Source organism: Heminiphilus faecis (assembly GCF_008728965.1).
Lineage (GTDB): Bacteria > Bacteroidota > Bacteroidia > Bacteroidales > Muribaculaceae > Muribaculum > Muribaculum faecis.
The window spans coordinates 1-12,300 of sequence record NZ_VSMC01000040.1 but is presented as its reverse complement, the minus strand read 5'-3'; the positions used below and the strand labels follow the sequence as shown (position 1 = coordinate 12,300).

Here is a 12,300-nt window from a genome sequence, read left to right as displayed (position 1 = left end):
AAAATCTCTAATAACTCTTGTGTTAAGCGGTTAATGTTATTTGGGCCAAAAGGGTCAATCATATTATGGCCAAAGGGGTGAATTCTGTTTGGCCAAAAGGGTCAAAGTAGAGTGGCTTTTCCACCTTCTCCCTCAAAGCAATCTCGGCCAACTTATTCTCCCTCAAAGTCAAAGCATAATTCGAGAATAAAAGATGCCCCATCCGGTAGTTCCCGTAATGCCGAACATGAGATTCGTGACAGTCATAGTTCCGATGACCTTGACGATGAATGGAAACGCCGGAACGGCTACAAATTATAAAACTCTAAAATTCAGAATATGAAGAAACAACCATCTGCCTTGCAACGAAACAAGCGCAATCCCGTTGAGAACCTATCGGAACGCATAACATTCCGACTGTCACGCTCCGAGCGCGAGACACTGGAGGCGAAAGCGAATGAGCGGGGTGTAAAATTGAGCCACCTTTGCCGACTGATTGTTATGCGGCGCAAGATTCCTGATCGTTCACCTGAAACGCGCCAGTGGCTCCGCGACCTCATCGGCATGAAGAACAATCTCAACCAGATAGCACGCCACGTCAACACTCAGAAGCAATGCGACCAATGGGCGATTGACGCGCTGAAATACATAGCGACCGAACTCTCTAACGCAAAACAATCACTCACAAACAATAACGATAATGAGCAACCCATTTGACAATGTACCATCTTCGGCAAACCTGCCGGAAACGCCTGATAAGAAAGATATTGCCAATCTCGCAGAACTCGTCTCACGCATCGAGGATGCCACACGCTGCTTTGAGGCTTCTGCCAAATCGAGCGAGGAACTTGCCGGAGCGGTGTTTGAGGCACTGCTTGACGATGACGGAACGATGAAAGACTTTGGTCACGCCTGTGAAATCCGAATGATGCTACGCGACGAGGCGACTATCCGCGCCATCTTTCATGACCGATTGGAACGGCAACTCGACTCTATCCCGACCTCCATTGATGCAACCCTTTCCGAAGATGACCGCAAGCGTCTTGATGACAACTTCAAGAGTTGGAGCGACGTGTTCCGGTTACACCTTCCCACATTCGGAATTGTAGGCTTGGTTGTCGGCATCTGCATAATGGGCAGCATACTTGTGTCGCGCTCGGCATCCGACACAAGACGTGATTATGAGAACCGTATCGGGCAACTCGACCGCTGGTATGAGGACAACGCCGAAGCCATCGCCTTCGGACAATTCTACCGCGAGAACTTCCCAAAGCAATACCGCGACTGGCAAACCGGCCGTTGGCAACAAGACATCGCCTACCGCGACTCCCTCCGCCACGCCCACTCCCTTGATCGCCTGAAACGCCTCTACACCCCGGCGGAATAATCCTCACATCGTAGCTCCACACCCGACAAAAACCATATTTGCCCAATGTAGAGCTACTTTTTTCTCCCTCAACGCCTTGTCTCGCTCAAATAAAATGTGTAATTTTGTAAAAGGAATAGTAACGTCTATCTGAAAATGACCAATTAATAGAAAATACAACCGGCACGAGCCGAAAACTGTTTGAGAACTCCTGAGTAGTCGTTACAGGCATTCTTTGCGGATGCAAAGCGAGCATAGCTCGATTAGGTCAGCCTTCAGATGCTACTTCGTGGAGTTTTCGCGTTTTTATTATCAATGGCGACAAGCACCCAACAGAAACAGGAACTTTTCAAGGCTATCTGGGCTACAGCCGAAGACCTGCGCAACTCGGTCGATGGCTGGGATTTCAAGTCCTACGTCCTCGGCATATTGTTCTACCGCTTTATTTCGGAGAACATCACAAATTACATCAACCGTATGCAACGCGAAGCCGGTGATGCCGACTTTGACTATACTTCATTCTCCGATGAGGAAGCTATTGCCGCCAAGGAGGACCTTGTGCGTGAAAAAGGATTCTTCATTCTGCCGTCGCAATTATTTTGCAACGTGCGTAAGCAAGCAAAGAATGACCCCAATCTAAATGTAACACTCTCTGAAATATTCAAGGCTATCGAAGCATCGGCTGTCGGCACAGAGAGCGAGGATGACCTCAAAGGACTCTTTGCTGACATTGATGTCAACTCCAATAAGCTCGGCGGCACTGTTGAGAAGCGAAACGAACAACTCACTAAGATCCTCAACAACATCGGAGGCATCGACCTGAAAGGCGACTATGAGGATAATCAGATTGACCTTTTTGGCGACGCATATGAATACCTCATGGCGATGTATGCCTCAAATGCTGGAAAGAGCGGTGGCGAATACTACACTCCTCAGGAGGTCAGCGAACTGCTTGCCCGTATAGTCAGCCACAACCGCCAGTGGGTAAACAAGGTTTACGACCCTGCTTGCGGCTCCGGCTCCTTGCTGCTTAAATTCGCCAAGATACTCGGTGCCGACAATGTGAAACAGGGATTCTTCGGACAGGAGTTGAACATCACCACCTACAACCTCTGCCGCATCAATATGTTCCTCCACAACATCAACTACAATAAGTTTGACATCCACAATGGCGACACGCTGCTCGAGCCATACCATTGGGATGACGAACCTTTTGATGCCATAGTCAGCAACCCACCTTATTCCACAAAGTGGGTGGGCAAAGATAACCCATTGCTCATCAATGACCTCCGATTTGCCCCAGCCGGTGTTCTCGCACCAAAAAGCAAGAGCGACCTTGCCTTCACCATGCACATGCTCGCATGGCTATCCACTGAAGGCACAGCCGCAATAGTCGAATTTCCCGGCGTTCTATATCGCAGTGGCGATGAACAAAAAATTCGTAAATACCTTGTTGATAACAACTATGTTGATACTGTAATCCAACTACCGCAGAACCTTTTCTTCGGAGTAGGAATTGCCACTTGTATCATTGTTTTGAAGAAGTCTAAGAAAGAGAATAAGACCCTTTTTATCGATGCATCCCAACTCTTTGTGCATGAGGGCAACAAAAACAAACTCTCGCCCGATAATATTAATGCTATTGTTGTCGAATATGCAGACCGAAAGGTAGTTAAACATTTCTCAGCACTCGTAGACAACGCTACCATCGCCGAAAACGGCTACAACCTCTCCGTCAGCTCATACGTCGAGGCCGAGGACACCCGCCCTCAAACCGATATAAAAGAGCTCAACGCCCGCATTGCCCGCATCGTAGAGCATGAAAACAAGCTCCGTGCCGAAATCGATGCTATAATCAAAGAAATTGAAGCCGAAACAATATGAGCAAACTACAAGAACTTATCAATCATCATTGTCCAAACGGAGTACCTTACAAACAATTAGGACAGATATGCGAAATTAAGGGTAGAATTGGTTTTCGCGGTTACACACGAAAAGATATAGTTCCAAATAACGAAGGTGCCATATCCTTAAGCCCATCGAATATAGTCAATGAAGTTATCGACTATAATAATTCAACCTATATTTCATGGGATAAATATTATGAATCTCCAGAAATAATGATTGAAGAAGGAGACGTCGTTTTTACTAAAACTGCATCTGTTGGTAAATGTGCGTTAATCAAAAATCTCCCATGTAAGGCAACAATAAATCCTCAGCTTGTTGTATTAAAAAATATTCAAGTCAATCCATCGTATCTCAACTATATTCTTCAAGATACTCGTTTTCAATCTGAAGTTAAGAAATTTACTGGAATTGGCTCTGTCCCAAACATCTCCCAATCGGCCCTTTCAGAAATCTCGATTCCCGTTCCACCCATTGAGGTACAGGAGGAAATTGTGAAAATTCTCGACCGCTTCGCGGACTACGCAGCGGAGCTGCAAGCGGAGCTGCAAGCGGAGCTGCAAGCACGTAAAGAGCAATATGAATATTATCGCAATCTTTTACTCACCTTCAATCCCTCCGCCTGCGGCTGCGGGACCGATGGTGAGCAAAAGATGGATGACGTAACTACCTGGGGGGGGCATAGTTACAAAATTACTTGGAAAGCTATGGGCGAAATTGGCACATTTATTCGTGGCAAACGCTTTGTTCGGACAGACATAGTGGATAATGGTGTCCCATGTATTCACTATGGAGATATGTATACTCATTATGGCTTATATGCAGATAAGACACCCGGCTTCATCAATGATGACGTTGCTAAGAAAATGAGATATGCCAACAAGAACGATGTGGTTATAGTGGCAGCTGGCGAAAACAAAGATGATCTTGGTAATGCTCTCGCATGGCTTGGTGATGAACCGGCAGCAGTGCATGATGCCTGTTTCATTTTCAAAAGTGAAATGTATCCTAACTTTGTTTCTCATGTATGTCGATCTCTTAAATATCATAAGCAGGTACGGATGTATGCTAATGAAGCTAAAATATGTTCCGTTTCAGGTACTGATTTAGCTAAAGTAATAATTCCAGTACCCGAGTATGAACTTCAAGTAAAAATTGCTTCCATCCTTGACCGCTTTGAGACGCTGGTAAACGACCTCACTACCGGCCTCCCCGCTGAAATAGCAGCTGTCAAGGAGCAATATGAATATTACCGCAACAAATTATTGACTTTCAAACAAATCGCATAATATATGGCAGAGCAGTATCAAATGGTGTCGGAGAATCCGGAATCGACGGTTGTTGCCGAGTTCGAGCCGGGTTATTACAATGCCGCGCAATATCAGAGTGAAGCAGAGATGGAAAGCGATTTCATCAAACGGCTCACTCGCCAAGCATACGAATATCTGACAATCACCTCGGAAAAAGAGTTGATTGCCAACCTCCGTCACCAGATTGAACGGCTCAACAATATTATTTTCGAAGATAAAGAATGGTCTGACTTCTTCAATGAATTTATCGGTAACCCCAATATGGGTATAGTTGAGAAGACCAAGACCATACAGGAGGACAACGTCAAGGCTTGGACACGCCCAGACGGATCTCTTGTCAATGTCTCGCTTATCGATAAAATCAACATCCACAACAATTCGCTTCAAGTCATCAACCAGTATGTGCCGGAAGGTGGGGCTTTTGACAACCGTTATGATGTGACAATCCTTGTCAACGGTCTTCCGCTCGTCCATGTGGAATTGAAGCGTCGCGGTGTAAGCATAAAGGATGCATTCAACCAGATTGACCGCTATCAGCGTGATTCTTTTTGGGCAGGAAGCGGATTGTATGAGTTTGTGCAGATTTTCGTAATTTCCAACGGCACTCTTACCAAGTATTACAGCAATACCACCCGTGATGCCGTCAGCAAAGCAAATCAGAAAAATGGCAAAGGTAAAGGGAAGAAGCAAACCTCAAACTCGTTTGAATTCACGTCCTATTGGGCAACCAAAAACAATGAGCCTGTTTATGACCTTATGGACTTCACTCAGACGTTCTTCTCAAAGCATACACTCCTGAACATTCTTACTAAATATTGTGTATTCACGTCGGAGAATCTTTTGTTGGTAATGCGCCCATACCAAATTGCTGCCACAGAAGAAATTCTGCTGCGCATAAAAACCTCCACCAACGCCAAGACATACGGCAAGCGTGAAGGAGGCGGCTATATCTGGCATACAACCGGATCGGGCAAGACCCTCACATCATTCAAGACCGCGAGGCTTGCATCACGGCTCGATGAGATTGACAAGGTGCTGTTTGTAGTTGACCGCAAAGATCTCGACTATCAGACGATGAAAGAGTATGACCGCTTTGAGAAAGGCGCGGCCAACTCCAACGGATCTACTGCGGTGCTTAAAAAGCAGCTCGATGACCCTAATGCCCGAATCATCATCACCACCATTCAGAAGCTTTCCAATTTCATCGCCCGCAATCCGCAACATAAGGTTTACGGTCAGCATACCGTCTTGATTTTCGATGAATGTCACCGCTCGCAGTTTGGCGATATGCACAAGGCTATCACCAAGAAATTCAAGAAATACCATATGTTCGGTTTTACCGGCACACCGATATTTCCCGACAATGCCGGAGCAATACGCAACGTCGAGTTCACAACTACCGAGGGCGCTTTTGGTGACCAACTCCATAGCTATACGATAGTTGATGCCATCCGCGACCAAAATGTGTTGCCGTTTAAGGTTGACTATATCCGCACCATGCGTGAAGAAGATGAAATACTCGATGAGCAGGTGAGCAATATTGACCGAGAGCGAGCATTGATGGCTCCGGAGCGCATCTCACTGGTATCGAAATACATCATGGAGCACTTTGCGCAGAAAACTCGTCGTGATGCCCGCAGCTACACTTTCTCTAAACTGACCAATGTCGGTGAAGTGGCAACCGCCAAAGACCGCAACAAGGTCAAAGAGATTAAAGCCAAAACACGACTAACAGGATTCAACTCTATCTTTGCAGTCGCCTCAATACCGTTTGTTAAGCTCTATTACTCTGAGTTACAGAGGCACAACAAACTCCTGCCGCCCGACAAGCGGCTTAAAATCGCAACTATCTTCAGCTACTCGCCTAACGTTGACACAGAAGATGAATCACCTGAAGATACCGACGGACTCGACCAGCCGAGCCGGGACTTTCTTGAAAAGTGCATTGAGGACTATAACGATATGTTTGGCACAAGCTACGACACTTCGGCCGATAAATTCCAGAATTACTACAAAGACCTGTCGCTTCGCATGAAAAACCGCGAAGTCGATTTGCTCATTGTGGTGAATATGTTCCTCACAGGCTTCGATGCCACAACGCTCAATACGCTATGGGTTGACAAGAACCTTCGTTATCACGGATTGTTGCAAGCCTATTCGCGTACCAACCGCATACTCAATTCCATCAAAGACCATGGCAATATAGTCTGTTTCCGTAATCTTGAAAAGGCCACAAACGACTGCCTACAACTTTTCGGCAACAAAGATGCCGCCGGGCTTATATTACTGAAGACTTTTGATGACTATTTCTTCGGCTATGATGATGAGCAGGGAAAACATCATCCCGGTTGGAAAGAGCTTATTGAGGAACTTCTCGCAAAATACCCTCTCGGCACTCCGATACTTGGAGAAACCGCCGAGAAAGAGTTTATCAAGCTATTCGGCACTATACTTCGGGCTTACAACATCCTTGTGACCTTCGATGAATTTGCCGACAATCACATCATTTCAGACGATGATTTTGTCGATTACCGAGGCTTTTACAATGAACTGCACGACAAATACCGTCCGAAGAAAGGTGAACTGACAAACATCAATGATGACCTCGTTTTTGAGATGGAGCTGATGAAGTCGATTGAAATCAATATCGACTACATCCTGTTTCTTGTGGGTCAGCTTGACGGAGATGAGAACCACGACCGAGAAATCATTATCAAGGCCATGAAATCGGTCGAGGCTTCGCCCGACCTCCGCAACAAGAAAGAACTTATTGAGGACTTCATCGAGAGTCATACGCCCGAAAACGACGTTCACGACCAATGGCATGAATTTGTGCGTCAGAGCCAACAACAGCAGATTGAGGATATTATCACCGCAGAAAACATCAAACGCGATAAGACTTTTGATTTTGTCAGTCAATCATTCCGCGAAGGTGGAGTGAAAGAGAGCGGCACTGCCATTGCCGAGATACTTCCGCCAATGGGCTTATTTGGAGGAGCCGGCGCCAAGAGAGCCGAAAAGAAGAAATCAGTCATTGCGAAACTCAAAGACTTCTTTGACCGCTTCTTCGACATCTCTGGCGGCGAGTTTTATAGACCCGAGTAAGTGCTAATCCTATAATCTGTAAAAAAATCAGCCATTAACACCAATCTAAATACCAATCATAAATAGAACCGTCATAGAAGCGTCAAACAATGGAACTAACGCACGTTTATTTAGATGAATTCGGGAATTCGAATTTGGATGTTTCAAAACAAGGAGCATCCTCTCATTTTATCATCGCAGCCATACTTGTGCCGGAGTCGAAAGTAAAAGCTCTTGAATCTGGAGTGGAAATAATCAGAAAGCAGGAATTCCAATCTGGGGAAATGAAATCGAGTTCTGTAGGTAAGAATCATACTCGAAGAGCAAGGATTCTTCAAAAACTTGCCAAACTTGATTTCAATATACTGCTTTTGGTAATTGATAAGCACAAACTGAGTTCTCAATCAGGACTCAAATACAAAACAAGTTTCTATAAATTCCTTTATCAGAGGATTTATGAGCATTTACGCTCCAACATTAGCAGACTTCGTCTACATAATGATGGTATGGGCAGCCGCGAGTTCCTGAATGGATTCGTAGAGTACGCAAAAAAGAGGAATCCAAATCCAAGTTTGTTTGATGAATTTGACATCACGTTTGAAGATAGCAAATCAAACGTGATAATCCAACTTGCAGATTTCATAGCTGGATCACTGGCTCGAAACATTGATGAATCTGTTTATGATAAAAAATGCAATATAGATTTTGCCGGAATCATAAAGAACCATATGTTCCCAATTCTATATTATCCAAGAACTTTCAATGATTTTCTATCAAATACAGCATTTTCCGAAGATGAGGATAAAGAGATAGCTGAAATTTGTTATAGAAAAGCCTATAATTATATCGTTACGCACCAAAGAAGCGATGACGAAGTAGAAGCTCAGCGCACTGCAATCTTGACATATCTTCTTTTTAGAGCAATTAATAATCCTATGCGAGATTACATTTTAACCAAAGAACTGATTGGTCATCTTAGCCGCATAGGATACAATGAAATGAACAAAACTACATTCCGTAATAAGATCATCGCTGGCTTAAGAGATGAAGGAGTTGTAATTGCTAGCAGTAAAAGCGGTTACAAAATCCCCACAAAAGTAAAGGAAATTCACGATTTCATCAATCACAGCAAATCCATTCTTATGCCAATGCTTAATAGAGTCAAAATATGTGATGATGTTTTGAGATTGGGAACACTTGACAACATTCAGATTCTTGACACCCCTGAAAACAAAGGTTTGAAAGCATTATTAGCAGCAATGGAAAGAAAAGACTAAGTACTATCTGAATATGAGAAACAAACTGAGCATATATTGTGGCTTTATAAGCTTATCGTTTTCGCTAATAACACTTGCTTTATTCTTTGTTAAGGTTAAAGCATCCAGTGTAGTTGACATTTCAACATTTATTGGCGTTATGGGGGCTTTTATAGGCATTTCTGTAACTTTACTAATCGGATACCAAATTTTCAACGTTTTGGACTTCCGGAACAAATTATCACAACTCGAAAGTCTGAGAAAAGAACTTGAACACCAGAGAGAGGAAACCAATTCCATAAATTTACAACAACAGGAAGGATTCAATATTATCCTCGCAAGGTTATATCACAAAGATTGTCTCCAGACTCTTAATGCGGTGCTTTCCCTTATGCAAGCAATTCCTTATTCTTTATCCATGCCTCAAAAGGCGGAGGGGTATACTTGGCTGTTGGACGAACTAAAGGAATATATGCTTGAAGTCACGATGGTGTCATTCGGATCTGGCACTCCAGAATTTTTCAAGAAAGCTGTTAAGGAGTTTAAAAGCATCTTTGACCCTATTGACAATGAGATTAAGGAGCATCAAAATTTCATTTATATTAAGGATAAGTATACCCAGTTAATTGACGATTTCAACATCCGGTTGCATAATATAGCCACATTTAAGAATGTTGATTTGACTGAGATGACTAAAGCTATACCTTTCCCTGATTATAAATATGACGACTGAGTATCCTTTCATGAATTAACCTACTTTGATGTCTCTATATTATTATGTCATTACATATAAATGTTGAAGGTATGTTGATGCAGAGAAAAGTGGAAGCCAACCGTATTGAGTTCAAGGACGGTTGGAACCTAGATAGAACATACCGCTCGATTTGCGCATTTGCCAGCGATTTTGACAATAGAATTCGAATTAACAACAATGTCGGAGTTTGACGAATATATAGTTCACGAGGATCAGGGACATAAAGAGAAGGCTGATGCTTGGCAGACGAATATCGGAAGTCTTTAATGAATGTAATCATGGCATACCAAGATAAATATCAGGAGTTTGAGCAGTATTTGCGTTCCTCTGAGCCGGATAAGGTGCAAAGGGCGAAGAACTGGTCTATTGCCATCGGCTTGCAGCAGGTTGATGGGTTGACGCCATCGGATTTTCTTGTATCGCAAGCTAAAGAGAATATCGAAGGGAAGATAAGCACTGAAGATGTACGCCATCGACTTGAAGAGTACTATCAGCAGAAAGATGTGCGGGAAAAGGCAGAGGCGGACAGAACTCTTGAGGCGGATGGTGTATCTGAACGAATCAATGCTCTGTTGGCGCAAAAGGCTTTTACTTTCTCTCCTATGGAGTTGGCACATATTCACGGCTATCTTTTCAAGGGTATTCTGCCTCATGCCGGATTGTTCCGCACATATAATATCACTAAGAATCAGTGGATTCTTGATGGTGATACAATCGAATATGCCAATGCCGGGAATTTGATGGACCTGATGACATTTGATTTCTCTGAGGAAAAGAAGTTTGATTATAGTAGCCATTCCGCACAGGAGGCGATCAACCATATCGCCCGATTCATATCAAGCGTTTGGCAGATTCACGCTTTCGGCGAGGGCAATACCCGCACTACTGCCGTGTTCCTGATAAAGTATCTCCGTAGTTTCGGCTTTGATGTCAACAATGAGAGTTTTGCCAAACATTCATGGTTCTTTCGGAATGCGTTGGTTAGGTCTCAATATGAGAACATCCCCAATGGGATTCACCGCACATTTGAGCCACTTGAACGCTTCATGAACTTTGCGGTGTTTGGCGTACCTGCCGACTTGCGAAATCGCACACTTCACATCAGATGGAGTGAAGATAAACGTCAGTCTGACGTTTCAAAGGACGCTAAACGCCAAAATGACGTTTTGGAAACGCCAATGCGTTTAACCGCGCACCTTTCCCTGAAGGAGATGGCTGTAATAAAGATGATTCAAGAGAATCCTCAAATCTCAATCGCAGCCATTGCAACCAAAACCGGACTGAGCAAGCGAACGGTTGATCGCGCCATTGCCTCCCTAAAAGAGAAAGCAATCCTCTCACGTATCGGAGCAAAGAATAATGCCACTTGGATCATAAACAAATCTGAATCATGAGCGACAAAATATCAATACGATTTTTCAATGACCGCGAAGTGCGTGCAGCATGGGATAGCGCTAACTCTCAGTGGCTCTTCTCGGTAGTAGATGTTATTGCAATTCTCACTGAAAGCAAGAATCCACGCAATTACTGGAAAGTGATGAAGCACCGTCTGGCAAAAGACGGAAACGAGTTGGTTACAAAATGTAACCAACTGAAGATGGCTGCTGCTGACGGGAAACGTTATCTTACAGATTGCCTCTCGCAAGCAGACATACTTTCTCTCATTGATGCCACCCCAAGCCGAAATGCAATGGCGTTTGCGAAATGGCTAATCACGGGAGAAGACCAGCTTGACAATAAAAGTCGTGACAAGGCATACGAGTTGTGGGATAGCTCGTTGATGTCGACCATTGAGGTAGGAACAGTAATGGGTCTGCAGCAAATTCATTCATATCTCTTCGGTGGATTATATGACTTTGCCGGTAAGATACGTACTAAGAATATTGCCAAGGGTGGTTTTCAGTTTGCTATGGTGCAGTATCTACCTACTTCGCTGTCCACTATTGAGAGGATGCCGGAAACTACATTCGATGAGATTATGGACAAGTATGTGGAGATGAACGTGGCTCATCCATTTATGGAAGGCAATGGCCGCAGCACACGTATCTGGCTAGATATGATGCTGAAAAGGTCATTAAAACTTTGTGTCGACTGGAGTAAGGTCGGGAAATCGGAATATATGGATGCAATGGTTGCAAGCGTGGTAGATTCCGCTTCAATCAAGAATCTTATCAGACCGGCTCTCACCGATCGTATTACTGACCGCGAGATGTTCATGAAAGGCATCGACTACTCATATTACTACGAAGAAGAATAACTGTCAAATTTTATTACCGCCGTAATTATTACCGTGGTAATAATTACAGTGGCTGAGATGCCAGATCAAATTTGGTTATTTGTCTGACAATCGCTAACTTTGCCATTGAAATAAGCAACTGATATGGTTGCACATAATGGAGCTGAGACAGCCCAGGATATGACAAAATTGCTACTTCGTTCACTTTCAGTCACTTTCTGCGAGATGGCTTGAACCAGTTAAACCGCAAACGCTTGACACTTAACCCCCTTCCCAAACTGCATCGGGAAGTGGAGCATGTCATGCAATATCCTCCAAAAGCATTCAGATCCTGTCGGGGCATACTGACGCTGGAGAAAAAATATGGCCGTGACCGTCTGGTCGCTGCCTGCGCCTGCGCAGACCAGAGG

General features: G+C 44.1%; 9 protein-coding genes. All 9 read left to right on the top strand.

Translation table 11 applies throughout. The features are described 5' to 3' along the window. Positions 1 to 318: 318 nt before the first annotated feature. Entirely contained in the window at positions 319 to 696 is a 378-nt protein-coding gene (locus tag FW767_RS12320; RefSeq protein ID WP_123399916.1) for a plasmid mobilization protein, read from the top strand. Beyond that, positions 680 to 1,366 carry a hypothetical protein gene (locus FW767_RS12315; protein WP_123399918.1) on the top strand — a complete coding sequence of 229 codons (687 nt, stop codon included), beginning with the start codon at positions 680 to 682 and terminating at the stop codon, positions 1,364 to 1,366. The genes FW767_RS12320 and FW767_RS12315 overlap by 17 nt, the downstream gene beginning before the upstream one ends. A 294-nt stretch (positions 1,367 to 1,660) precedes the next feature. Then, on the top strand, positions 1,661 to 3,229 hold the full coding sequence (locus FW767_RS12310; protein ID WP_150980681.1) for a type I restriction-modification system subunit M: 1,569 nt from the start codon (positions 1,661 to 1,663) through the stop codon (positions 3,227 to 3,229). Beyond that, a complete protein-coding gene (locus FW767_RS12305) occupies positions 3,226 to 4,539 on the top strand; it encodes a restriction endonuclease subunit S (protein ID WP_123399922.1) in 1,314 nt (437 codons plus the stop codon). Before FW767_RS12310 ends, FW767_RS12305 begins: the two co-directional genes overlap by 4 nt. Before the next feature lie 3 nt (positions 4,540 to 4,542). Then, positions 4,543 to 7,665, top strand: a complete 3,123-nt coding sequence (locus FW767_RS12300; protein ID WP_150980678.1) for a type I restriction endonuclease subunit R — start codon at positions 4,543 to 4,545, stop codon at positions 7,663 to 7,665. Between the two features lie 89 nt (positions 7,666 to 7,754). Then, a complete protein-coding gene (locus FW767_RS12295) occupies positions 7,755 to 8,921 on the top strand; it encodes a DUF3800 domain-containing protein (protein ID WP_123399926.1) in 1,167 nt (388 codons plus the stop codon). Positions 8,922 to 8,934: 13 nt separating this feature from the next. Next, positions 8,935 to 9,633: a hypothetical protein gene (locus FW767_RS12290; RefSeq protein WP_123399928.1), complete on the top strand. Its 699-nt coding sequence runs from the start codon at positions 8,935 to 8,937 to the stop codon at positions 9,631 to 9,633. 287 nt (positions 9,634 to 9,920) lie between these two features. Further along, positions 9,921 to 11,048 carry a Fic family protein gene (locus FW767_RS12285; protein ID WP_123399930.1) on the top strand — a complete coding sequence of 376 codons (1,128 nt, stop codon included), beginning with the start codon at positions 9,921 to 9,923 and terminating at the stop codon, positions 11,046 to 11,048. Beyond that, entirely contained in the window at positions 11,045 to 11,911 is an 867-nt protein-coding gene (gene fic, locus FW767_RS12280; protein ID WP_136408906.1) for a protein adenylyltransferase Fic, read from the top strand. The genes FW767_RS12285 and fic overlap by 4 nt, the downstream gene beginning before the upstream one ends. Positions 11,912 to 12,300 lie beyond the last annotated feature (389 nt).